The 24,217-nt window shown below is 64.4% G+C and carries 22 protein-coding genes; 6 read left to right on the forward strand and 16 right to left on the reverse strand.

From position 1 onward, the window contains the following. Nucleotides 1-23: 23 nt before the first annotated feature. The 3 genes from lspA to ACO2Q9_RS14200 form a co-directional block, all read right to left on the reverse strand. Complete coding sequence (gene lspA, locus ACO2Q9_RS14190) at nt 24-521, reverse strand: signal peptidase II (RefSeq protein WP_423312431.1); 498 nt, start codon at nt 519-521, stop codon at nt 24-26. Next, a complete protein-coding gene (ileS, locus tag ACO2Q9_RS14195; protein WP_423312432.1) occupies nt 521-3,355 on the reverse strand; it encodes an isoleucine--tRNA ligase in 2,835 nt (944 codons plus the stop codon). Before ileS ends, lspA begins: the two co-directional genes overlap by 1 nt. Nucleotides 3,356-3,455: 100 nt before the next feature. After that, nucleotides 3,456-4,466 carry a bifunctional riboflavin kinase/FAD synthetase gene (locus ACO2Q9_RS14200; RefSeq protein WP_423312433.1) on the reverse strand — a complete coding sequence of 337 codons (1,011 nt, stop codon included), beginning with the start codon at nt 4,464-4,466 and terminating at the stop codon, nt 3,456-3,458. Between the two features lie 160 nt (nt 4,467-4,626). Between ACO2Q9_RS14200 and ACO2Q9_RS14205 the strand changes: the two genes are divergently transcribed. After that, nucleotides 4,627-5,184, forward strand: a complete 558-nt coding sequence (locus ACO2Q9_RS14205; RefSeq protein WP_423312434.1) for an HNH endonuclease — start codon at nt 4,627-4,629, stop codon at nt 5,182-5,184. On the opposite strand, the gene ACO2Q9_RS14210 is transcribed toward ACO2Q9_RS14205, so the two are convergent. The 4 genes from ACO2Q9_RS14210 to ACO2Q9_RS14225 all read right to left on the reverse strand — a co-directional run bounded on the left by ACO2Q9_RS14210 (nt 5,185) and on the right by ACO2Q9_RS14225 (nt 9,018). Continuing rightward, complete coding sequence (locus tag ACO2Q9_RS14210; RefSeq protein ID WP_423312435.1) at nt 5,185-5,961, reverse strand: class II aldolase/adducin family protein; 777 nt, start codon at nt 5,959-5,961, stop codon at nt 5,185-5,187. 24 nt (nt 5,962-5,985) lie between these two features. Further along, entirely contained in the window at nt 5,986-6,954 is a 969-nt protein-coding gene (locus ACO2Q9_RS14215; protein WP_423312436.1) for a Bug family tripartite tricarboxylate transporter substrate binding protein, read from the reverse strand. Nucleotides 6,955-7,068: 114 nt separating this feature from the next. Then, nucleotides 7,069-8,043: a Bug family tripartite tricarboxylate transporter substrate binding protein gene (locus ACO2Q9_RS14220; protein WP_423312437.1), complete on the reverse strand. Its 975-nt coding sequence runs from the start codon at nt 8,041-8,043 to the stop codon at nt 7,069-7,071. 45 nt (nt 8,044-8,088) lie between these two features. Beyond that, nucleotides 8,089-9,018, reverse strand: coding sequence for a dipeptidase (locus ACO2Q9_RS14225; protein WP_423312438.1), 930 nt, complete (start codon nt 9,016-9,018; stop codon nt 8,089-8,091). A 299-nt stretch (nt 9,019-9,317) separates the two neighbouring features. Between ACO2Q9_RS14225 and ACO2Q9_RS14230 the strand changes: the two genes are divergently transcribed. Beyond that, a complete protein-coding gene (locus ACO2Q9_RS14230; protein WP_423312439.1) occupies nt 9,318-10,145 on the forward strand; it encodes an IclR family transcriptional regulator domain-containing protein in 828 nt (275 codons plus the stop codon). 6 nt (nt 10,146-10,151) lie between these two features. Here the strand turns inward: ACO2Q9_RS14230 and ACO2Q9_RS14235 are convergent, their stop codons facing one another. From ACO2Q9_RS14235 to metC, 6 genes are read right to left on the reverse strand one after another with little or no spacing between them, the layout of a single operon-like run. Then, a complete protein-coding gene (locus ACO2Q9_RS14235; protein ID WP_423312440.1) occupies nt 10,152-10,940 on the reverse strand; it encodes a polysaccharide deacetylase family protein in 789 nt (262 codons plus the stop codon). Continuing rightward, a complete protein-coding gene (locus ACO2Q9_RS14240; protein WP_423312441.1) occupies nt 10,937-11,449 on the reverse strand; it encodes a hypothetical protein in 513 nt (170 codons plus the stop codon). Before ACO2Q9_RS14240 ends, ACO2Q9_RS14235 begins: the two co-directional genes overlap by 4 nt. Continuing rightward, on the reverse strand, nt 11,442-14,444 hold the full coding sequence (locus ACO2Q9_RS14245) for a sarcosine oxidase subunit alpha family protein (protein WP_423312442.1): 3,003 nt from the start codon (nt 14,442-14,444) through the stop codon (nt 11,442-11,444). Before ACO2Q9_RS14245 ends, ACO2Q9_RS14240 begins: the two co-directional genes overlap by 8 nt. After that, on the reverse strand, nt 14,441-14,716 hold the full coding sequence (locus ACO2Q9_RS14250; RefSeq protein WP_423312443.1) for a sarcosine oxidase subunit delta: 276 nt from the start codon (nt 14,714-14,716) through the stop codon (nt 14,441-14,443). Before ACO2Q9_RS14250 ends, ACO2Q9_RS14245 begins: the two co-directional genes overlap by 4 nt. 13 nt (nt 14,717-14,729) lie before the next feature. Further along, the gene (locus tag ACO2Q9_RS14255) at nt 14,730-16,001 is read right to left on the reverse strand and encodes a sarcosine oxidase subunit beta family protein (protein WP_423312444.1); all 1,272 of its coding nucleotides are present in this window, start codon (nt 15,999-16,001) and stop codon (nt 14,730-14,732) included. Continuing rightward, nucleotides 15,998-17,197 (reverse strand): cystathionine beta-lyase, encoded by a 1,200-nt coding sequence (gene metC, locus ACO2Q9_RS14260; RefSeq protein ID WP_423312445.1) that lies wholly within the window; start codon nt 17,195-17,197, stop codon nt 15,998-16,000. The genes ACO2Q9_RS14255 and metC overlap by 4 nt, the downstream gene beginning before the upstream one ends. Before the next feature lie 56 nt (nt 17,198-17,253). On the opposite strand from metC, the gene purU reads away from it, so the two are divergent. Then, nucleotides 17,254-18,138, forward strand: coding sequence for a formyltetrahydrofolate deformylase (gene purU / locus ACO2Q9_RS14265; protein WP_423312446.1), 885 nt, complete (start codon nt 17,254-17,256; stop codon nt 18,136-18,138). Nucleotides 18,139-18,228: 90 nt separating this feature from the next. On the opposite strand, the gene ACO2Q9_RS14270 is transcribed toward purU, so the two are convergent. Then, nucleotides 18,229-19,344 (reverse strand): acyl-CoA dehydrogenase family protein, encoded by a 1,116-nt coding sequence (locus ACO2Q9_RS14270; protein ID WP_423312447.1) that lies wholly within the window; start codon nt 19,342-19,344, stop codon nt 18,229-18,231. 17 nt (nt 19,345-19,361) lie between these two features. Next, nucleotides 19,362-20,552, reverse strand: coding sequence for an acyl-CoA dehydrogenase family protein (locus ACO2Q9_RS14275; RefSeq protein WP_423312448.1), 1,191 nt, complete (start codon nt 20,550-20,552; stop codon nt 19,362-19,364). Nucleotides 20,553-20,656: 104 nt separating this feature from the next. Here ACO2Q9_RS14275 and purN point away from each other — a divergent pair, with 104 nt between their 5' ends. Further along, a complete protein-coding gene (gene purN, locus ACO2Q9_RS14280) occupies nt 20,657-21,241 on the forward strand; it encodes a phosphoribosylglycinamide formyltransferase (RefSeq protein ID WP_423312449.1) in 585 nt (194 codons plus the stop codon). Here purN and ACO2Q9_RS14285 read toward each other — a convergent pair. Continuing rightward, a complete protein-coding gene (locus ACO2Q9_RS14285) occupies nt 21,202-21,480 on the reverse strand; it encodes a DUF1653 domain-containing protein (protein ID WP_423312450.1) in 279 nt (92 codons plus the stop codon). The two genes, purN and ACO2Q9_RS14285, sit on opposite strands and share 40 nt — an antisense overlap. Nucleotides 21,481-21,506: 26 nt before the next feature. On the opposite strand from ACO2Q9_RS14285, the gene ACO2Q9_RS14290 reads away from it, so the two are divergent. Further along, on the forward strand, nt 21,507-22,781 hold the full coding sequence (locus ACO2Q9_RS14290) for an RsmB/NOP family class I SAM-dependent RNA methyltransferase (RefSeq protein ID WP_423312451.1): 1,275 nt from the start codon (nt 21,507-21,509) through the stop codon (nt 22,779-22,781). Between the two features lie 162 nt (nt 22,782-22,943). After that, nucleotides 22,944-24,158 (forward strand): DesA family fatty acid desaturase, encoded by a 1,215-nt coding sequence (locus ACO2Q9_RS14295; RefSeq protein ID WP_423312452.1) that lies wholly within the window; start codon nt 22,944-22,946, stop codon nt 24,156-24,158. The last annotated feature ends 59 nt before the right edge of the window (nt 24,159-24,217 follow it).

Consider the following 24,217-nt stretch of genomic DNA (forward strand, 5'->3'; position numbering starts at 1 on the left):
TACGCCCGCAAGGCGTATCGCCCTCATTTCCCGCGTCGCACGCGCAAAAGCTCATCCAGGATTAGACAAACTGCTCCGAGCGTGATGGCGCTGTCCGCCAGGTTGAACGCCGGAAAATGCCAATTGGCCCAGTGGAAGTCCAGGAAGTCCACGACATAGCCGTGCAGCAGCCGATCCACCACGTTGCCGACGGCGCCACCGAGGATGCAGGCCATGGCGAAGCTGAACAGCTTCTGGCCCGAATGGGTGCGCAGCATCCAGATGATGAACACGGCCGCCGCCAAGCCGATGATGGTGAAGAACCAGCGTTGCCAGCCCGATGCGCCCGCGAGGAACGAGAAGGCCGCGCCGGTGTTGTGTGCCCGCACGATGTTGAAGAAGCTGGTGACGTAGGTCGTGTCGCCCAGCCGGTAGTAGCCCAGGATCAGCGTCTTGGTGAACTGGTCGGCGATCAGGATGATCAGCGCCAGGCCCAGCCAGGTGATGAGCCCGCTGCTGGCGGAGGATGCGCCGCGGGCCATCAGGCGAAGGTGCGGGTTTCGCCCGCGCCGTACAGGTTGCTCGTGCAGCGGCCGCACAGCGTCGGGTGGGCGCTGTCCACGCCCACGTCGTCGCGGTAGTGCCAGCAGCGCTCGCACTTGGTGGCGGTACTCGGCGTGGTCGTTACGGCCAGCTCTTCACCGGCGGCCAGGGCGACGGCGGACGTGATGAACACGAAGCGCAGGTCGTCGCCCAGGCTCTGCAGAATTGCGAGGTCATCGCCGCCAGCCGTCAGCGCGATGTTCGCCTGCAGCGATGAGCCCACCTTGCCGTCGGCGCGCAGGGCTTCGATGTCCTTGTTGGCCACATCGCGGATCTCGCGAAGGCGGTTCCACTTGGCCAGCAGCGCCGCGTCGGGCTCCGGCAGCTTCGAATATGTTTCGAAGAAGATCGACTCGTTCGTGCCGACAATCTTCCAAGCCTCCTCGGCCGTGAAGCTGAGGAACGGTGCCATCCAGCGCAGCATGGCCTGGGTGATGTGCCACAGGACGGTCTGCGCGCTGCGGCGGGCCTTGGAGCCGGGCGCGGTGGTGTAGAGCCGGTCCTTCAGCACGTCCAGGTAGAACGCGCCCAGGTCTTCCGAGCAGTACACCTGCAGCTTGGCCACGACGGGGTGGAACTCGTACACCTCGTAATGCGCGAGGATTTCCTTTTGCAGTTCGGCCGCGCGGGCCAGCGCATAGCGGTCGATTTCCAGCAGTTCGTCCGGCGGCACGGCGTCCCTGGCGGGGTCGAAGTCGCTGGTGTTCGCCATCAGGAAGCGCAACGTGTTGCGGATGCGGCGGTACGAGTCGACCACACGCGCGAGGATCTTGTCGTCGCCCGCGATGTCGCCGGAGTAGTCGCTCGCAGCCACCCACAGGCGGATGATCTCCGCGCCCAGCTTCTTGCTGGTCTCCTGCGGATCGACGCCATTGCCCAGCGACTTGCTCATCTTGCGGCCTTGGCTGTCCACGGTGAAGCCGTGCGTCAGCAGGCCACGGTACGGCGCGCGGCCGTACATCGCGCAGGCGGTGAGCAGCGACGAATGGAACCAGCCGCGATGCTGGTCATGGCCTTCGAGGTACAGGTCGGCTTCCGGGCCTTGCTCGTGGCCGCTGCCGGCGTGCGAGCCCCTGAGCACCGTCGTGTGCGTGGTGCCGGAGTCGAACCAAACCTCCAGGATGTCGGTGCTCTTGTCGTAGAAAGGCGCATCCGCACCGAGGATGGACTCGGTCGTCGCCTTGCTCCAGGCCTCGATGCCGCCCTTCTCGACCATGTCGGCCGCGATGTCGAGGATTTCCATGGTGCGCGGATGCAGCTCGCCTGTCTCCTTGTGCAGGAAGAACGGGATCGGCACACCCCAGCTGCGCTGGCGGCTGATGCACCAGTCCGGCCGGCCAGCGATCATGTCGTGCAGGCGCGTCTTGCCGTTCTCGGGGTAGAAGCTGGTTTCATCGATGGCGTCCAGCGCGAGCTGGCGCAGCGTCTTCGGTGCCTTGTCTTTCGTGAACACGCCTTCGCCTTCGTCCATGCGGATGAACCACTGCGCAGCGGCGCGGTAGATCACCGGCGTCTTGTGGCGCCAGCAATGCGGGTAGCTGTGGGTGATGGTCTCGGTCGCCATCAGGCGGCCGGCTTCGCCCAGCACCTCGATGATGCGTGGCGCGGCCTTCCAGATGTTCATGCCGCCGAAGAGCGGCAGGCTGTCGCCGTACGAGCCCTGGGCCTGCACCGGGTTCAGGATGTCGTCGTAGGACATGCCGTTGGACACGCAGGAGTTGAAGTCGTCCACGCCGTAGGCAGGCGACGAGTGCACGATGCCAGTGCCGTCGTCGGCCGTGGCGTAGTCGGCCAGGAACACCGGCGACAGGCGCTTGTAGCCGGCGTCCACGTCGTACAGCGGATGCTGGAACTTCAGGCCGCCGAGCTTCTCGCCAGGCACCGTGGCGACCACGCTGCCTTCGAGCTTGTAGCGTGCCAGGCACTTCTCGACCAGGCTTTCGGCCAGCACGAGGAAGCCCTTGGGTGTGTCCACGAGCGCGTAGACGATCTCGGGGTTGAGGTTCAGCGCCTGGTTGGCCGGGATCGTCCAGGCGGTCGTGGTCCAGATGACGACGAACGCATCCTTGTCCGCATCCGGCAGGACCGGCAAGCCGAATGCAGCGGCCAGTGCGGCCTTGTCGTCGGCCTTGAATGCGACGTCCACCGTCTGCGACTTCTTGTCGGCGTATTCGATCTCGAATTCGGCCAGCGACGAGGCGCAGTCGAAGCACCAGTACACGGGCTTGAGGCCGCGGTAGACAAAGCCGCGCTCGATCACGCGCTTGAACGCGCGGATTTCGTTGGCCTCGGTGATGAACTCCATCGTCTTGTACGGATGGTCCCAGTCACCCAGCACGCCAAGCCGCTTGAAGTCGGCCATCTGCTGCGCGATCTGCTCGGTGGCGAATGCGCGGCTCTTGGCCTGCATTTCGTCGCGCGGCAGGTTGCGACCGAACTTCTTCTCGATGGCGTTCTCGATCGGCAGGCCGTGGCAGTCCCAGCCCGGGATGTATTGCGCATCGAAGCCGGCGAGCTGCCGCGCCTTGACGATCATGTCCTTGAGAATCTTGTTGACGGCATGGCCCATGTGGATCTGGCCGTTGGCATAGGGGGGCCCGTCGTGCAGGATGAATTTCGGTGCGTTGCAGCGCGCGTCGCGCAGCTTCTTGTACGTGCCCTGCGTATTCCAGTCGTCGGCCCACGCAGGTTCGCGTTTGGGCAGGTCGCCGCGCATGGGGAAGGGCGTGTCGGGCAGGTTCAGCGTGGCGCGATAGTCGGTCTTGTCGGTCATGGCGATGCTCGTGAATCCATGGTGTCCGGGCGCGGCCCGGAGAAGCTAAAAGGGAGAAGGCAGGGACGGGCAGGGCGGCAGTTGCCGCTGGTGGGGGCCGTCAAATTCGGTCGCGCGAGGTCTGGCGGTGGGTTTGCCCGTGCAGGCGTGCGAAGAACGCGCGTGCGTCATCGCAGTCCTTTGCGATGCCCGCCTTCAGGGCATCGAGACTGTCGTACTTGAGTTCGTCGTGCAGTTTGTGCAGCAGCTCCACGCAGATGATTTTACCGTAGCCACCGTCCGGCCCCAGGCTGTCGGGCCATTCGAGGCAGAAGGTCTCGAGCAGCACCCGCCCGCCGTTGACGTCAGCCGGGTCCAGCGAGGGGCGCACGCCGAGGTTGGCCACGCCGGGCAGCGCGCGATCGCCCAGGCCCAGGACCCGCACCGCAAAGATGCCCGAGGCAGCCGGCTTCCAGTGGGCAAAGCGCAGGTTCAGCGTGCGGAAACCCAGGTCGCGACCGAGTTTTCGGCCGTGCACCACATGCCCACTGATGCTGTACGGGCGGCCCAGCAGGCGTGCGGCGCCATCCATCCGGCCTTCGTCCAACGCGTCGCGCACGGCAGAACTGGAGACGCGCAGGCCATGCACTTCGTAGCTGTTCATCCGGGCGACGTCGAACCCGTGCCGGGCACCGGCTTCGTCGAGCATGGCGTAGTCGCCCGCGCGCCTCGCGCCAAAGCGGAAATCGTCGCCCACCAGCACGTAGCGCACGCCCAGCCCGTCAACCAGCACGTCCTGGATGAAGGCCTGTGGAGATTGCGATGCGAAGGCCGCGTTGAACGGCAGCACGATGCACTGTTCCACACCGCAACGTTCGAGTTCGGTGAGCTTGTCACGCAGCGTGGCGATGCGCGCGGGTGCGAGATCTGCCTTGCCGGTGGCGCCGGCGAAGTAGTCGCGCGGATGCGGCTCGAAGGTCATGACGCAGCTGGGCACGCCGCGATGCTGCGCTTCGCTTTTCAGCAGTGCGAGCATCGCCTGGTGGCCGCGGTGCACGCCGTCGAAGTTCCCGATGGTGAGTGCGCAAGCCGGCGCGACGCCCGGGTGTTTGAAACCTCTGAAGACCTTCATCCGTTGATATGGTTTTGATAGCAGCAGTTGCCCATGCACAAAGGCCGCTGAAGCTCAAATGTCACGAAAAGAAGGTATATTGTGACCGACGCCGGCTTCTCAAGCTGGCGCCAGACTTCGCGTTCCGTCCGATGACCCCGTTGTTTTCAGGAGCCGTGTTTTGAAAGTCTTGAAGCTGTCTGCCCAGGGCCTGCCCCAGTCGTGGATCTCCCTGGAGCAAGCCGTGATCCACTACGCCGCCGACGAAGTGCGGTGGGAGACGGGCACGGAAGTGGCGGTCTTTCGCGGTGGCCACAACGCGGTGACAGGTGAACAGTCGATCATCACGGTCAACAGCATCATCGGCACCAAGGGCGTGCCCGGCATCAACCCGTTCGAGCTTCGCCCGGGCCTCACGAACAGCAAGCTGTTTGCGCGCGACCGCAACTTCTGCGCTTACTGCGGCAATCATTTCCACGAAGAAGACCTCACGCGTGAGCACATCATCCCGTTCGCGCAGAACGGGCAGGATCACTGGATGAATGTGGTCACCGCGTGCCGTGCCTGCAATCACCGCAAGGCCAACCGCACCCCCGAGCAGGCGCACATGCCGCTGCTCTACGCACCGTATGTGCCCAGCCTGTGGGAAGACTTCATCCTGCGCAACCGCCGCATCCTGGCGGACCAGATGGAGTTCCTGATGGCGCACTTGCCGCGGACGTCGCGGCTGCACGCCTAGCTAAGAGTAAGCAGAAGACGCTGCGATTCCCGCTTCACGCAGCGCAGCCTGCCATGCAAGTTCGCAAAAGTCCCTGACTTCCGGCTCATGCATGCGCCACTGGCGGGCGGCCTTCTGTTGTGCCTGCACTGACGGCAAGTCGATCTCGTCGTAGCCCAGCGCGCCGGCCTTGACCTGGATCTCGCAGGCACGCTCCAGAAAATAGATGTGGTCGAAAGCTTCTGCAGCCGTGCGGCCGCAGACAAGCAAGCCATGGTTGCGCAAGATCATGGCGCGGTGCGGTCCCAGATCGGCAATGAGACTCGCCTGTTCCGCCTCATCGAGCGCAATGCCCTCGTAAGAATGGTAGGCCAGGTGGCCCTGGAACTTGAGTGCGTGCTGGCTGAGGGGCAACAAGCCGCGCTTCTGTGCCGACACGGCGACGCCAGCCGCAGTGTGCGTGTGCACGACGCAAAGCACGTCCGGACGGTGGCAGTGGATCGCTGAATGAATCACGAAGCCCGCCTTGTTGATGCCATACGGGCTCTCCACACCATCGTCGATGAGGTTTCCATCCTTGTCCACCTTCATCAGATCGCTGGCCTTGATTTCACCAAACGCCATGCCGTAGGGGTTGATCAGGAACGAGTCATCCTCGCCTGGCAACTTCATGCTGATGTGCGTGAAGATGAGGTCGGTCATTCGATGGAAGGCGAGAAGCCGGTACAGCGCTGCAAGGTCGCAGCGCAGCTTCCACTCCTGCTCCGAAACGATCTGGCGGATGTCTGCACGGTTCATGGTTCTGTCCTCCGGAATTTCCGTTCACTCTTCAGGCTGGATGCCGGACGCCTTGACGATGGGCGCCCATGCCGCCAGTTCGTCCCGCTGGATCTTGCCCATATCGGCAGATGTCGTCGGCGAGACGGACCACCCGAGGCCCGCCATGCTGTCGCGCAATGCAGGCGTGGCGAGCGCCTTGACGGCCATCTCGTTATAGCTCTGAACGACTCGGGGATCCATGGCGCCGGGCCCATACAGGCCCACCCATCCCGGCACCACGATGTCGATGCCCGATTCCTTGAGTGTAGGGATGTCGGGTGTCTGCGCGTTCCGCGTGGCACCCATGGTCGCCAGAATGCGGACCTTGCCTGCCCGGTGCTGCTCAAGCAGGTCGCCCACCGTATTCACCGAACTCGGCAGACGGCCGCCGACGAGATCGATGACGATGGGCGGCGTGCCGCGATACGGAACGTGGATGGCGGGCACGCCGATCTTCTGGTGAAACCATACGCCGAGCAGATGCGGTGTCGTCCCGTTGCCTGACGAACCGTGGGCAGCCTTGGTTGGGTTGTCGCGCAGCCACTTGAGATAGTCCGTCAGATTGGTCGCCGGCACGGCCGTGCCGACCGCAAGGCAGTAGTCGAAGGTGACCAGCCGCGTGATGGGCGTGAAATCCTTCACCGGATCGAAAGGCACATTCTTGTAGACGTAGGGCGAGAGTGTCAGCACGCCTTGATGGGCCACCGCAATGACCTCCCCATTCTTCGGTGCGTGCTTGAGATAGTCGAGCGCGATGCGCCCGGCTGCGCCCGTGCGGTTTTCGACGACGACGGGACGGTCGATCAGCGTCTGGAACGGTGTCGCGAGCTGGCGGGCGACGGTGTCGAACCCACCTCCCGGCGGAAATCCGACGACGATGCGCACGGGCTGGGGTTGCGCAATGGCGCGCGTGGCTGCGCTACCGAGGACAAGGGTGGCGGCCATTCCGGCCATCATGCTTCTGCGTTGCATAAAAACTCCTGGCTGCAAAAAATGGCGCCTCTGCTCGTCAGAGGGCTTCGGTCAAAAGTGCGACTGTCTGCCCGGGCGCATTGGGAATCGACCCATGCCTGGTGCTTTCGTCGATCAGTTCTCGGGCTTGAAGCCGGAGGACTTGATCACAGGACCCCACATTTCGAACTCGCGCTTCTGGAATGCAGCCAGCGCGTCGGGGGTGGTGGGCGCGGGGTACATGCCGATGCGTTGCAGCGCATCCTTCACGCTGTCCTTCTGCAAAGCGGCGCCGATCGCGCGCGCGTACTCGGCCGTCATCGACGCATCCATGCCCGCAGGGCCGTAGAAGCCGCACCAGCCGTAGATCTCCAGATCGATGCCGGACTCCTTGAGCGTCGGCACATCCGGCAGCGAGGGGCTGCGCTGGCCGCCCAGCGTTGCCAGGATGCGGACCTTGCCCGTGCGGTGCTGCTCGATGGCAGCCGACACGGTGTCGAACTGGACCGGTACCTGGCCGGCCATCAGATCGAGCAAGGCCGGCGCGCCCCCTTTGTATGCCACGTGAAGCGCCGATACACCCAGCCGCTGGTTGATGGCTTCGCCGATGAAGTGCGGCGTGGTACCCGCACCGGGTGAGCCGAAGGCGGCCTTGGTGGGGTTCTTCCTGTACCAGTCGATGAACTCGGCAATCGTCTTCACGGGCGCTGCCGGCCCGACGGTGACGGTGTAGTCGAAGGTCACCGCGCGCGTGATCGGCGTGAAGTCCTTTGCGGGATCGAAGCGCAGGTTGGTATAGATGTGCGGGAAGATCGTCATGGGGCTTTGCGACGACAGGATGATGGTCTCTCCATCGGGCTTCGCCTGCTTGACCGCCTCCAGCGCAATGCGGCCGGAAGCACCCACGCGGTTGTCCACCACCACCGGGCGGCGCAACAGGTCGGGCAATTGCCCGGCCACCTGGCGTGCCACGAAGTCGAAGCCGGCGGGGCTCGGCGGGAAGCCCACGAGGATCTTCATCGGGGACTGCGATTGCGCGCGCGCCAGCTGTGGCATGGCGGCCGACACCGGCATCAGCGCGGCGGCCAGGGAGAAGCTTCGACGATCCATGATGAGTCCTTGGGGTGAGTTGAGTGGGAAATCGGCGACCTGACGTCAGTGGCCCCAGACGTCGGCGAAATAGCGCATCCAGTTGGCGCCGAGGAATGCCTCGATGCGTGCCGCGCCCCAGCCGCGCCGCTCGAGCGCCTGCGTGAGGTTCGGGTACTGGCTGATCTGGTTGAAGTCCGGCGGAAACACGGCGCCGGTGGGCACGAGCAACTGGCGACCGGTGCCCTTGTCGCGCAGGAAGCGCATCATGTCCTCGCGCGACATGCCCTGCGCAAAGTCTGTCCCGATACCGACCTGCGACTCGCCGCACAGGTTGATCACGTATTCGATGACCGAGACATAGTCGTCCAGCGTGGATTCGTTGCCACGCGGCATGAACGGCGGGAACATGGTCACGCCGATCATCCCGCCCTTGTCCACGACTGCGCGCAGTTCGGCGTCGGTCTTGTTGCGGCTATGGGCCTTGAGGCCCTGCGGTGCGCAGTGCGTATACGCCACTGGTTGCTCCGACAGCGCGACCACATCGGCCGATGTCCTGCTGCCCACATGGCTCAGGTCGATGACGAGGCGGTGTGCATTGAGCCTCTGCACCAGCTCACGGCCAAAGTCGCTGATGCCGCCGTCATGGCTTTCCATGCAGCCGAAGCCCGCCAGATTGGCGGTGCTGTAGGTGAACTGAACCACGCGCAGGCCCAATTCCGCGTAGAGCGCGACGGTGTCGAGTGAATCGCCGAAGCCGCTGGAGTTCTGCCAGCCCAGGATGATGCCGACCTTCCCCTCGGCCTTGGCGCGACGGATGTCGTCCACGCCGTAGACCTGCAGCAGGATGTCGCCGTGCTCACGGAACCAGCGCTTCCATTGCGCCATGGCCTGCATCGAATCCTCGAACCCTTCCCAGACACTGCACGTGCAGTTGGCCGCAGTCAGACCACCGCGATGCATTTCCTCGAACAGCTCTCGTCCCCACTTGGACACGATCAGTCCGTCAATGACCAACGCCTTTCCGTGAAGGTCGGGCCGTTCATCTGTTTGATCTGCAGTTGTTCGCATATCGACCATATGTTCGCAATTATTGCCTTCGAACCGTTACTGTCAAGGAGATTTACGTGCAGCGGCAGGCCATGCGCTGCATTGGGGCGGACTGCACCGTTTCGAGCGGGATCCGTGCCAGTTCAAGCCGGGTTCTGCGCCACTCGTGTGCGCGTTTTGCTGACCATGGCTTGCCTTAAGATCGCACATCGAGACACCACTTTCGCCACCGCCCACAACAAGACATGCCGCGCCAGAAGTCCAGCCCGCCCGCAGAAAACACCACCCCCGAGACGGAAGACGATGCCCCGGTCTCCCCGTTCGGCAAGGAGGTTCTCGGAGGGCTCGAACGCGGCTTGCAAGTACTGACCGCTTTCAATGCCAACCAGCGCCAGATGACACTGGCTGACATCGCCCGAGCAGTCGACCTGCCCCGCGCCACGGCGCGACGCGCGGTGAACACGCTGGAGCAGATGGGCTACATCGCGAGCGACGGCCGGCTGTTCCGCCTCACCCCCAAGGTGCTGCAGCTGGCTGCAGCGTATGCGGCGTCGAACCAGGTGACAGCGTTCCTGCAACCCGTGTGCGAGGCCCTGTCCCGGGAGTTCGATGAAGACTGCTCGGCCGCCGTGCTCGATGGTCTCGAAGCCGTGCGCGTGGCACACGCATCGCCGCCGCGCTTCGTCTCGATGGTGCCCGGCATCGGCTTCCGCCTGCCTGCCTGGAGTTCGGCACTGGGCCGTTCACTGCTGAGCGGCCTGCCGGACAAGGAACTCTCGGCTGCCATGGCCCGCATGAAGATCACGCCTCTCACGGCACACACCATCACCGAACCGGTCGCCCTCCTGAAGGAAATCCAGTCGGTGCGCAGCAACGGCTATTCGCTGGTGGACCGCGAAGCAGAAGAGGGCTTCCGTTCGCTGGCCGTGCCTGTGCGCAACATCCGCGGCGTGACTGTCGCGGCGATCAATATCGGTGTGCGCATTGAATCGGCCACACCGGCCAAGATGCGCCAGCGATTCCTGCCGCAGTTGCAGGCTGCTGCGCGCACGCTCGAACACCAGTTGCTGTAAGCGCCGTCAGGCCACCGTGGCTGCGAGCTCGTCGCTGCGCATGAAGCGCGTGCGCGGCCGCGACTTCATATGCCTTATCAGCCGGTCCAGCATCTTCAGCCGGCCGGGGTGGCAGATCAATTGCACGTGCAGCGTGAGATGGAAGAAAGCGTTCGGCCATTCATAGAGACCATCGAATTCTTCCGTCCACAACTGCTCCACCTCCAGCGCCGTGCGGATCACGCGTTCCATGCGGCCGCCGTGGATGAAGTACGGCGCATCGGCCAGATGCCATTGCACAGGCAACTCCACCAGCGGCAGCGGCTGGCCGCCGCGCTGGTGCCGGTAGGGTCCGAGACGATCGTGGAAGTTGGTGGAGATTTCAACGCCCTGCTCGAGCAGGAAGTCGAGCGTGCGTTCCGACCAGTCCCACGAGGGTGAGCGCCAGGTCAGCGGCCGTGTTCCCGAGATGCGTTCGAGGATGTCGATGCCGCGCACCAGTTCTTCGAGTTCCTCCTCCGCAGGCATGCCGACCGGCGAACGATGGCTCCAGCCGTGGCTGCCCAGTTCATGGCCGCGACGATGGATCTCGCGCACGGCGTCAGGGTAGCGCTCGGCCGTGATGCCGGGAATGAAAAATGTGCTGCGGATGCCGTGCGCATCGAGCAGGTCGAGCATGGGCGCCAGGCCTTCGTGGATCTCGAAGCTGCCATGTGACAGATGCGCTGGCCGCCGCGCATTCTCCGGATTGATGCCCAGCCAGATGGCTTCGGCATCGAGGCAGATGCCGAAGACGACGGGAAAGTCCTTGCTCATGGTTGCGCCCTTTCATGAAACCCCGCCGCATGACGCAGCCAGGCATGCACCCAGGCACTGTAGCTGCGCGGCACCATCACCTCGCAGTCCCGCTCGTGCAGCAAAAGGAGCACCGGCGCTTCTGCCAGCAGCGTGCGGAAGAAGCATCGCGTGGCCGCATCGCCGTGCAGGTCGACACGCGCACCCTGTGCAAGCAATTCGCGTGCGTCGTCGCCTCGAACGCGGAATGTGATCCAGCCGTCGGTGATGTCGGTCACCACGACGTCGCCGGCTGCGCTGGCATCCGGCGGCGGCACGCCTGCGTCGTAACGCACGAACCAATGGTCCGGCGCATCTTGCATGAGCGTGCAGACACCGGCGCGCCCGAAACGCGGGGCAATGGGCAGCACGGGTTGCGTGCCTGTGAGTCTGTCCAGCACGGCCTGCACGCGGGCAAGGTCATGCGCGCGCGGCAAGGCCACGGACAGCAGGGGAAGTGATACGCCATCGTTGATCTGGACGTCAGGCACGGACGCGTTCTCCTTCTGGATCGACGAACACCGGCGACACCAGCGTGACTTCGCAAGATTGTCCCGACACCGGCGCGACGGCCCGCAGGCCGTGACCGATGCGCGCGCGACCGCCCTTGACCAGCGCGAGCGCGATCCAGCGGCCGAGCAACGGACTGAAGGCCATCGAGGTGAAGTGGCCCACGCTGGGCTGCACCGAACCGGAGTACGGCTGGGCAGGGTCCAGCAACTGCGCACCACGAGGCAGTTCCTGTCCGGGATGCGTGGCCACCACGCCCACAAGCTGCAGGCGGTCCGGGTCGGCCAGGGCCGCTCGCTGCAGTGCGGCCTTGCCGATGAATTCCTTCTTGGTGCTGAGCATGCGGCCCAGACCCAGGTCGTCTGCGGTGGTGCGCCCGTCGGCCTCGAAGCCGGGTACGAAGAAGCCCTTCTCGATGCGCAATGTCATCATGGCTTCAGTGCCGTAGGGCATGGCGCCCAGGTCTTCACCCGCGTGCAGTGCGGCCTCCCACATGAAGGACGCGAACCGCGAGGGCACATAGATTTCATACCCCAACTCCCCTGCGAAGCTGATGCGCATCACGCGCGCGACATGCCCCAGCAGTGTTCCCTGGCGCAGCGACATGTACGGGAACGCCGCATCGCCCGTATCGAAGTCCGGCTTCAGGCGCTCCAGCAACTGGCGCGCCCGGGGGCCTGCAACCGCAAAGGCTGCCCATTGTTCCGTGACGGGAGTGATCCGCACGTCGAGTTCCGGCCAGTCGATCTGCAGGCAGCGCAGCAGCTGCGCATGGATGCGCTCGGCATTGCCAGTGGTCGTGGTCATGAAGTAGCGGTCGGTATCGAGTCGGCTGGTGGTGCCATCGTCGAGCACCGCGCCGTCGATACGCAGCATCACACCGTAGCGGCACTTGCCCCGCTCCAGTGTCTGCCAGCCGTTGACATAGACACGGTCGAGCAGCGTGGCTACATCGCGGCCCGTCAGCTCGAATTTGCCCAGTGTGGAAACGTCGGTAAGGCCCACGGCCTGCCGCACGTTGAGTGCTTCGCGGTTGACGGCCTGCTGGTCGGTTTCGCCCACGCGACGGTAGAGTTGCGCGCGCTTCCATGGCCCGGCCAGCATGAACATCGCACCGGCCGCCACATGCCATTCATGCAATGGCGTGACCCGCTCCGGTGCCGCAAGCCGGCCTGCATGACCAGCAGCCAGCGCACCGAGCGTGACAGGCACGTATGGCGGCCGGAAAGTGGTGGTACCCCCCTGCGCCAGTGTCTTGCCGGTCAGTCTGGCCACCTGCGCCGCGCCGACAATTCCACCGGTGCGGCCCTGATCGGTGCCCATGCCGAGCGTGGTGTAGCGCTTGACGTGCTCCACCGAATGAAAGCCTTCGCGGCAAGCGAGTTCGAGATCGCCGAGCGTCACATCGGTCTGCAGATCAACGAAACGCATTGCGCGACTGCCGGACTTGCGTGGCACATGCAGCACTGCGCCGGGCGCTCGGGGCGCGTCAGCCGCACCTGATCCCACGGGCGGCGCAAGCTGCACGGCCTTGCCGGCCGCCGCTGCAGCGGCGACGCCCGCTGCATGACCGGCTGAGAGGCACGCTGGAAGATCGAACTGGCCGTCGCACGCGCCTGCCGGGCGCAAACCCGAGGCTGCGGCATCAGACGCTGGCCGGAAGGCGCCAATGGATCCGTCGAACACACGGCGACCGCCCGTGTGGCTGGCGAGTTGCACACGAGGGTTCCAGCCACCGGACAACAGGAGCAAGTCGCATTCGAGCCGGCGGGTGGCCGTTGTGATGCTCTCACCATCGGCCAGCGGGCCCACATGACAACCCGTCACCGCAAGTCGCCCGGTGGCCTCGACCACGCCGTGCCCCTGCAGCCATGTACCTGCCTGAAGGCCGTCGCCGAGGTGCGAAGGCAGGCCACTGCGCGAATCCACCACCGCGACGATGGAGGCACCGGCACCCGCAAGATCGCGCGCGACCTGATACGCGCTGTCATTGTTGGTGAACAGCACCACGCGGCGACCGGGCAGCACGCCGAACTGTTGTAGCAGCGTCTGCGCGGCCGACGCGAGCATCACACCGGGCCGGTCGTTGTTGCCGAAGACCAGCAGTCGTTCGCTGGCGCCGGTGGCCAGCACCGCATCGCGCGCCTGCACAAGCCAGCGCCGCGATCGGGGCGCGGCCGGCGTTGGCGTCACACCCTGCTCGAGGTTTTCGAGCAACGCGAAAGAGCCGTGGTCATAGCGGGCATAGACCGTGGTCTGTCGCAACACGCGCACGCCCGGCATCTGCGCGATTGCTTCGACTTGTTCCCGAACCCAGACGTCGACAGGCAGCCCATCCACCGAGCCAGGTTCATTCAAGGCCTGGCCACCCGGTGACAGGCCATCGTCGGCAAGGATCACGCGCAAACCGGCAGACGCCGCTGCGCGTGCCGCGGCAATGCCGGCCACGCCGGCGCCGGCGACAAGCAGATCGGCCGTTGCATGCGCATGCTCGTACGCGCCCGTGTCGGGCTGCCTGGCCGCGCGGCCGAGACCCGCTGCCCGCCGGATCACGCTTTCGTAGAAATGCCACGCACTACGCGGCCACATGAACGTCTTGTAGTAGAAGCCCGCCGGGATCATCGACGAGGCCAAGCCGAGCACGCTGGCCGCATCCAGGCGCACCGAAGGCCAACAGTTCTGGCTATTCGCCACGAGACCATCGTGGAGCGCCAGCGAAGTGGCCCGGACATTCGGTTCGGTCTCGGCGCCCGTGCCGACCTGCACCAAAGCATTCGGTTCGTCCACGCCGTTGGCTGCCATGCCACGCGGTCGGTGGTACTTGAAGCTGCGGGCCATCAGCAGCACGCCGTTGGCCATAAGCGCACTGGCCAGTGTGTCCCCAGGGTGGCCCGGATAGCGCCGCCCGTTGAATGTGAAGTGAATGACGCGTGAACGGTCGATGCGTCCACCGGTGGCGAGGCGGGCCGAAGTCATGGCGCCACTCCTTCACTGCCATCCAGGCCACACAGCCGCACTGCCATCAACGTGTTGTCGGTGGTGTTGCGCTCGAGCCGCAGCCATTGCTGGCAGCCCATCGCATGGAACCACAGTTCGGCATGCACCCCACGCGGGTTGGCCCGCAGGTAAACATGGTCCGTCCACGCTTCCTGCGTCCGGACATCGGGCAACTGGCGCTGGCGTGCGTCGCCACCATAGCTGAATTCGGAGACGTCACGGGCACCGCAACAGGGACAGGGAATCAACACGGCGCAGGTACTTTCAGTGAAGCCACGGGAACGGGCCGGAGCCTCGCTCATCCAGCGTTCGGCCGGATGCAAAACGGTCCAGCGAGAACGGCGCATTGATCTCGTGCGGTGCGTCGTTGGCAATGGTGTGGGCGAACGTCCAGGCCGCACCCGGTGTCGCCTTGAAGCCTCCATAGCACCAGCCGCCGTTGAGGTAGAGGCCGCCCAATGGCATCTTGCCGATGATCGGGCTGCCGTCCATGGTCATGTCCATGATGCCGCCCCAGGTGCGCATCATCTTCAGTCGCCCGAACGCCGGAAACAGTTCGAGGCAGCCTCGCACCACGTGGTCGATGACGTTGGGGCCGCCGCGCTGTGCATAAGAGTTGTAGCCGTCGAGATCGGCCCCCATCACCAACTCTCCCTTGTCGGACTGGCTGATGTAGAAGTGCCAGGCGCGCGAGATGATCACCTTGTCGAGCACCGGCTTCACCGGCTCGGTCACCATGGCCTGCAGAACATGACTTTCCATCGGCAGGCGCAGGCCGGCCATCTCGGCCAGCACGCCGGAATTGCCGGCGACGCAGATGCCGATCTTCGGCGCGGCGATGAAGCCGCGCGAGGTCTCCACACCGGTGACTTTGCCGTCTTCACGACGTATGCCGGTGACCTCGCAGTTCTGGATGATGTCCACGCCGCGTGCATCCGCTGCGCGTGCGTAGCCCCAGGCCACGGCATCGTGGCGGGCCGTGCCACCGCGTTCCTGCAGCATGCCGCCCACGATGGGATAACGTACCTGATCGGAGCAGTCAAGCAGCGGCACTTCGCGGGCGATCTCGTCCAGGTTCATCACACGCGCGTCGACGCCGGCCAGCCGCATCGCATTGCCCAGTCGCATCTGCGCGGTGAGCTCCGATACGCCGTGCGTGAGTGTCAGCACACCGCGCTGGCTGAACATGACGTTGTAGTTCAGCTCTTCGCTCAGGCCTTCCCATAGCTTGAGCGAGAAGTCGTAGAGGCGCGTGTTGGCCGGTAGCAGGTAGTTGGATCGGACGATGGTGGTGTTGCGGCCGGTGTTGCCACCGCCAAGCCAACCCTTTTCGAGCACTGCCACGTTGGTGATGCCGTGCACTTTGGCGAGGTAGTAGGCCGTGGCCAGTCCGTGCCCGCCACCGCCGATGATGACGACGTCGTACCGAGGCTTGGGCGCCGGGTTGCGCCACACGGGCTTCCAGTCTTCATGGCCGCGCAACGCCTTGCGGGCGAGATTAAGCAGTGAATAGCGGTCGGTCTTGTGGTCCGTCATACAGTCGCCCAATCGGGATGGGCCTGCGCCCGGACCAGGCCCGCAGCCAGGTCGGCAACGAGATCACCCGGCTCTTCGAGTCCGATGTGCAGCCGAACCAGTTGTCCGCCGGTCCACGGTCGCAGCGCGCGCTCCGGGCCCGGATAAGCCGGAAAGACGAGACTCTCGAACCCGCCCCAGCTCGCACCGATGGCAAACAGAGACATGCCCTCTACCATCGCGCGCACCGCAGCTTCAGACTGCGTGCGCAGCTCGACGGCGAACAGGCTGGCAGCACCTGTGAAGTCACGCTTCCACAGGGCGTGCCCCGCAAAACCCGGCAAGGCCGGATGCAGCACGGACGCCACCTGCGGCTGCTGCTGCAGCCACTGTGCAATGTGCAGCGCGGCGGCAGACTGTTGCTTGAGTCGCGCACCGATGGTGCGCAGGCCACGCAGTGCCAGATAACAGTCGTCAGGCGAAGCACACATGCCGTGCAGCACCATGTGCTCGCGCAGTTGCGGATACCAGCGCTCGTTGGCCACCACGAGTCCGAGCATCACATCCGAATGCCCCGCGATGTATTTGGTCGCCGCATGGATGGAGATGTCCACACCGTGCCGGAAAGATGCGAAGTGATAGGGCGTTCCCCATGAGTTGTCGAGCAGCAGCGGGATGCCGGCTGACCGGGCCACCGCGGCGAGCGCCGGGATGTCCTGCACTTCGAAGGTTTGTGATCCGGGCGACTCGGCATAGATGAGTTTCGTCTCGGGTCGGATCAACCCACCGGGCTCACTCTCCAGGGGGTCGTAATACGTCACCGAAATGCCCAGGCGCGAAAGCCCCTGGTCGCACAGGCGCCGGGTCGGGCCATACACGCTGTCGACCATGAGGATGTGGTCGCCCGGCGACGCGAACGCGAGGATGGCGGCCGAGATGGCGGCAAGGCCTGACGATGCCACCAATGCGCGATGGCCGCCTTCCATTTGCGCCACGGCATCCTGCAGCGCGCGCACCGTAGGCGTGCCGTAAATGCCATAGCTGATTTCCGTATCGGGGTTTTGCCGCGCATGCTGCAGCGAAGCCATGTCCGGAAAGCAAATGGTCGAGGCCCGCCAGACCGGCACGTTCACCGTGCCGCCGTGGGCGGTCGGGTTGCGGCCCGCGTGCACGGCGAGCGTGTCCGCATGCATTGATTCCCCGGATTTCTCGAGCATGGCTTGGGTCTGAAAAAATCAAGTTGTTCGATTAACGAACATTTGTTCGGTATAGTATGTCACGTTCCCAATCCCGTGACAAGCTCGATATGGCCTTCATCCTCACCCTTGCCTGCCCTGACCGCCCCGGAATCGTCCACGCCGTTTCTGCCCTGCTCGTACAGCACGGGTACAACATCACCGAAGCCTCGCAAGCATCGGACCGCACGTCTGGTCGGTTTTTCATGCGCGTGGCGTTCGACGCGACTGACGGGACCACCGGCAATGCCAATGCACTGCGCCTGGCTGTGGCCACCATGGCCCTGCAGTTCGACATGGCCTGGGAACTGGCGGACACGGCGCATCGCATGCGCACGCTGATCCTCGTGTCAAAGCTGGGTCACTGCCTCAACGATCTGGTCTTCCGCTGGAAGAGTGGCTTGCTGCCGGTAGATATCCGCGGCATCGTCTCCAACCATGACGACCACGCGAGCCTGGCTGCGTCGTATGGCATTCCGTTCCACCTGATTGCGGTCACGCCAGGCACCAAGGCGCTGGCGGAAACACAACTGATGAACGTGGTGAAGCAGGAAGGAATCGAGCTGATGGTGCTGGCGCGCTACATGCAGATCCTGTCAGCGGACCTGTGCACGCAGTTGCAGGGGCGTGTGATCAACATCCACCATTCGTTTCTTCCGAGCTTCAAAGGAGCAAGCCCCTACCGGCAGGCCTATGAACGCGGCGTGAAGCTGGTGGGCGCCACCGCGCACTATGTGACGGCCGATCTCGACGAGGGCCCGATCATCGAACAGGGCATCGTGCGCGTGGACCACACCATGAACGCGGACGCGCTGACCGCGCAGGGGCGCGATGTCGAATGCGCCGTGCTGGCGCGCGCCGTCCGATGGCATGCGGAACACCGAATCCTCCGCAACGACACCAGAACAGTGGTGTTCCGCTGAGGCTGAAGCAGGTCATCCCCAATCGATGCCTGACCTCGCTTTTCAGCCGGAGCGAAACAAAAAAGGATTGGATGTCCGGTCCACGCAGCGTCAGGCGAACACGCCGGCCGTGTCCTGCATGCGGGCAGACACTTCGCCCAGATGATGCAGCGTGTCGCCGAAGGTCATTTCCATCTGCGTGAGGCGCTTGAAGTAGTGGCTGCCCACGTATTCGTCCGTCACGCCGATGCCCCCATGCAGCTGCACCGATTGCTGGCCCACGAAACGCATGGAAACGCCGAGCTGGTATTTGGCGCGCGCCATGGCGCGACGGCGTTCGTCGGCCGGCGCGTTGAGTTTGAGCGTCGCGTAGTAGCTCATGGAGCGCGCGAGTTCGAGCTGCATCTTCATGTCCGCCACGCGGTGGCGCAGCGCCTGGAAGCTCGCGATGACCACGCCGAACTGCTTGCGCGTGTTCATGTATTCAACGGTGAGCGCGAGCGTCCTGTCCATGGTACCCACGGCTTCGGCGCAGAGCGCGGCGATACCGATGTCCACCGCATGTTCCAGCACTGCCTGTCCTGATTCGGTGATGCGCACCGCCGGTGTCTGGCTGAAGGACACTTCCGCCGCGCGGCTGCCGTCCTGCGTGACGTAGCCGCGTGTGGTCACACCGACAGCGCTGCGTTCCACGAGGAACAGCGCGAGCTTGCCGCCTGCAACGGCGGGTACGATGAATGCATCCGCCTGATCGCCGGCGGGCACGATGCTCTTGGCGCCCGAGATGGTCCATGCGCCATCCTTCTGCGTAGCCCGCGTGTCGCAGACGTCGAGGCGATGGCGCGCGCGTCGCTCCTGGTGCGCCAGCACCACCATAGCCTCACCGCTGGCGATACGGCCGAGCCATGCATCCTTCACGTCCTGCGGGGCGTAGGAAGAGATCACGGCGCCCGATATGAGCGCCTGCGGCAGCGGCTCCAGCACGATGCCGCGCCCCAGTTCTTCCATGGCCACCATGGCCTCGACAGGACCCATGCCCATGCCGCCGTCGGCCTCGGCAATGTAGAGACCGGCAAGGCCGAGGCCCGCGATCTCTTCCCATGTACGCCTGTCGAAGCCGCCTGCCTTCACGGCTGCGCGCCGGCGCTCGAAGTCGTACGCCTTGTCCACCCACTTGCGCACGGCGTCGCGCAGCTGTTCCTGGTCGTCGGAGAAATCGAAATCCATGGTGTCTTCCTCTCGTGTCAGCCCAGAACCGTTTGCGCGACGATGTTGCGCTGCACTTCGTTGCTGCCGCCGTAAATCGTGGTCTTGCGATAGTTGAAGTAGGTGGAGGCCAGTGGTGCGCAATACGCGGCACCCACGTGGTCTCCTTGCCAGCCTGCTTCCATCGCTTCCTGGATGAAGGGCAGGCTGTAGGGGCCGCAGGCCAGCATCATGAGTTCGGTGTAGCGTTGCTGGATTTCGCTGCCGCGGATCTTCAGCAAGCCGGCGATGTCCAGCGAATTCTTGCCCGACTTCTCGGCCGAGAGAACACGCAGCACCAGCATTTCCAGCGCGACGACGTCGACCTCGAGCTTGGCGATCTCGTCGCGGAAGCGGAGGTCGTCATGCACACCTTCGGACTTCGCGATGCGCTTGAGGTGCTCCAGTTCGCGCTTGGCCCTGTTCACGTCGGCAATGTTGGTGCGCTCGTGGCTGAGCAGGTGCTTGGCATAGGTCCAGCCCTTGTTCTCTTCGCCGATGAGGTTTTCTGCAGGCACTTCGACGTTGTCGAAGAACACCTCGTTCACTTCATGTTCGCCGTCGAGCATGATGATCGGACGCACGGTGACGCCGGGTGACTTCATGTCGATCAGCAGGAAGCTGATGCCTGTCTGCGGCTTGCCTTCGGTGCTGGTGCGCACGAGGCAGAAGATCCAGTCACCGTACTGGCCCAGCGTGGTCCACGTTTTCTGGCCATTGACGATGAACCTGTCGCCCTTGCCGTCACTGACTCGCTCGGCACGCGTCTTCAACGATGCAAGATCGGAGCCCGAACCCGGTTCGCTGTAGCCCTGGCTCCACCAGACCTCACCGCTGGCGATGCCCGGCAGGAAGCGTTGGTGTTGTTCAGGCGAGCCGAACGCCATGATGACTGGCGCCACCATGACGGGCCCGAAAGGCACGATGCGCGGCGCCCCGGCGAGCGCTGTTTCTTCCTCGAACAGGTGCTTCTGCACGGCGGTCCAGCCCGGGCCGCCGAACTGCTTCGGCCAGCCATAGCCGAGCCAGCCTTTCTTGCCGAGGATCTTGGCCCAGCGCTGGAGATCGTCGCGCGAGAGGCGCAGGGCATTGTGGACTTTGTGCGCGATGTCCTTGGGCAGGTTGTCGTGCACCCATGCGCGGATGTCTTCGCGGAACTTCTGTTCCTCGGGGGTGAAAGCCAAGTCCATGAGGTTTGTCTCCTGAGGAGTGCGGTTTTAGCACGGTCGTGCGTTTGCGGTGTGTCCGAAGGGCGACATGACGCGCGGGTTGGCACGGATAATCCGCGCCAGTCATGCAGAAGAACATCGTCATCCTCATCTCTGGCGCGGGCTCCAACATGGAAGCCATCGTGCGCGCCGCACGGCGGGGCCGCTGGGCCGAGCGCTTCGGCGCGAAGGTTTGCGCGGTCATCAGCAACCGCCCCGATGCCGCGGGGCTGGCGGGTGCGCGCGGGGAGGGCATCGCGACGGAGGTCGTCGATCACAAGGCGTATGAGGGGCGCGATGCATTCGATGCCGCGCTGATCGCAGCCATCGACAGGCACACGCCCGCGCTCGTGGTGCTGGCTGGCTTCATGCGCATCCTCACACCTGCTTTCGTTGCGCACTACGAGGGGCGGCTGGTCAACATCCATCCGTCGCTGCTGCCGGCATTCCCCGGACTGAAGACGCACGAGCGCGCCATCGAGGCCGGGTGTCGTTTTGCCGGGGCGACGGTGCACCGTGTCACCGCCGATCTGGACCACGGTCCGATCCTGGAGCAGGCCGTCGTGCCTGTGTTGGCCGGCGACACCGGCGGAACATTGGCCGCACGCGTGCTCACGCAGGAGCACATCATCTATCCGCGCGCCGTGGAGCGGCTGCTGGCAGGTGCCTGATTTCCGGAGACGATGCGCAAGAAGCGCGGCTGCTCCACGCCTTCGTGCACGATGGTTTCCAGGAACATGCCCGCCGGCCGCACCCACAGGCCACGGTCCCCGTAGAGCGCGCGATACAAGGTCATCGGCTCCAGCGATTCGCTGTGCCGTACCGTGTCGATGACTTCGTACATGCCGCCCTTGTAGTGGCGGTAAAGACCTTTCGGCACTTCGATGAGGGCGGGCAGCGGTTCGCTCATGGTCAGGGGGTGGGACAATCGGGACCATGCATCCTAAAGCCTTGCTGGAGGCGTGTTCCGATCTCGTCGGCCTCGTCCTGAAATTCGATCATCCTGCCGACGCCGTGGTGTCGCGCTTCTTCCGCGACCACCGCGAACTGGGGCCGCGCGAGCGGGCCACGCTGGCGGAGACCGCCTACACAGTCCTGCGCAAGAAGTTGCTCTTCGATCATCTCTCCCCTTCCGGAACCGGCCCGAAACAACGGCGCATGGCGATCCTGGGTTTTCATGGCCCGCGCGATTACCTGAAAAGTGCGCTCACAGAGCAGGAACGGAACTGGCTGGATCAGTGCGATGCCGTGAATGTGAAAGACCTGCTCGAGCGCCATCAGCACAACCTGCCCGAGTGGCTGGTGGGTCCGCTGAAGGCGCAACTGGGCGACGAGGGCTTCTGGGCGCTGGTGGCCAGCCTGGAGCAACCCGCGGCGCTGGACTTGCGCGTCAATGCCCTCACCGACAAACGCGCCGATGTCCAGAAGGAACTCAAGCTGGCGGGCATTCCGGCCAGCCTCACGCCTCATTCGCCCTGGGGCCTGCGTATCGATGGCAAACCGGCGCTGACGAAACTCGATGCGTTCGCCCGTGGCGCCATCGAAGTGCAGGACGAAGGCTCGCAATTGCTGGCGCTTCTGCTGGACGCCGGACGTGGCGAGATGGTGGTGGATTTCTGCGCCGGTGCCGGTGGCAAGACGCTGGCGATTGGCGCATCCATGCGCAGCACGGGGCGGCTCTATGCATTCGACGTGTCCGCACACCGGCTGGACGCCTTGAAGCCGCGCCTGGCACGCAGCAAGTTGTCGAACGTTCATCCGGCCGCCATCGCGCATGAGCGGGACGACCGCATCAAGCGGCTGGCAGGCAAGATCGACCGTGTGCTGGTGGATGCGCCCTGTTCCGGCCTCGGCACGCTGCGCCGCAACCCGGACCTCAAGTGGCGCCAGTCACCGCAGGCCATACAGGAAATGACTGCCAAGCAGACGGCGATTCTGCAAAGTGCGGCGCGCCTGCTGAAACCGGGCGGTCGGCTTGTCTATGCCACATGCAGCGTCCTGCCGGAGGAAAACGAAGCCATTGCCCAGGCTTTTACGCAGGCGAACCGCGATTTCGAACCCATGGACGCCGCCACGCTGTTGTCCGATCTCAAGGTGGACGGTGCGGCCGGCCTGTGCAAGGGCCCGTCGAGCGGTGGCGAATATCTGCGCCTGTGGCCCCATATGCACGGGACGGACGGTTTTTTTGCCGCAGTCTGGCAACGAAAGTAGTCCTGCGGCCGTTGAAAGATGCGGCAGCAGGCGGCGGGTCACTGAAATGGCCCGAATTAGAGGGGAAATACTCCTGTTACAGGGGCTAAAGACCTAAAATGCTTGCAAACCATGAACACAGCACCAGATCACCCTGTCTGTCGTTGAGGAAACCTGAACCCTATGCTGCTACCTGACTGGGCCGTGCTGAACGCGGCAATCGACTGGCTCGCCAATGGTCTGTGGGACCTGCGGTGGTGGCAGATCGTCCTCTACACGCTGGCGACGACGCACGTCACCATCGCGGCGGTCACGATCTTCCTTCACCGCACCCAGGCACACCGCGCCATGGACCTCGGCCCGATCCCGTCACACTTCTTCCGCTTCTGGCTGTGGGTCGGCACGGGCATGGTGACCAAGGAGTGGGTCGCCATCCACCGCAAGCACCACGCCAAGTGCGAGACCGAGGACGATCCGCACAGCCCGCAGACGCGGGGCATCGACACTGTGCTGTGGCGCGGTGCGGAACTTTATCGCGCGGAAGCCAAGAACAAGGAAACCATGGTCAAGTTCGGCCATGGGACGCCTGACGACTGGATGGAGCGCAACGTCTATACGCGCTTTGGCTGGCAGGGTGTCGGCCTGATGCTCATTCTTGATCTCGCACTGTTCGGCGCCGTCGGCGCTGCGGTGTGGGCCGTGCAGATGCTCTGGATTCCCATCACCGCGGCCGGCATCATCAACGGCATCGGCCACTACTGGGGCTATCGCAATTTCGAAGCGGCGGACGCCAGCACCAACATTTCTCCCGTCGGTTTCATCATCGGCGGCGAAGAACTGCACAACAACCACCACACCTACCCGACGTCGGCCAAATTCTCGGTCAAGCCGTACGAGTTCGACATCGGCTGGGCTTACATCAGTCTGTTCCAGAAACTGGGCTGGGCCAAGGTCAAGAAGACGCCCCCGAAGCTCCAACTGGGGGATATCAAGCCCGTGGCGGACGAGAAGACGCTCGAGGCAGTGATCGCCAACCGCTATGAGGTCATGGCGGGCTATGCGCGCGAAATGCGCCGTGCCTGCAAGGACGAAATTGCCGTGGTGAAAGCGCGCGGCGCCGATTTGTCGGTGCTGAAGGCCGCCAGGCGCTGGATGCACCGTGACGACGACAAGGTGCCGGCAGCTGCCCGTCCGCACCTCGCACAGGCCCGTGCGGACCATCCGGTGCTGGACAAGATGATGACCATGCGCGAAGAACTGCGCCAGATGTGGCTGAACACCTCGCACTCGCGCGAGCAACTGGCTGCGGATCTGCAGGCCTGGTGTCATCGCGCCGAAGAAAGCGGCATTGCCGCGCTTCGGGAGTTCTCCATGCGCCTGCGTTCTGCGCATGCCTGATCAAGCCTGAACTGGGCCGCCCCCTCTTCTTGAGGGCCGGCAATGAAAAAGCCCCGCAG

Origin of the sequence: Variovorax sp. VNK109, assembly GCF_049445855.1 — a bacterium.
In the GTDB taxonomy this organism is placed as follows: Bacteria; Pseudomonadota; Gammaproteobacteria; order Burkholderiales; family Burkholderiaceae_C; genus JAGOCV01.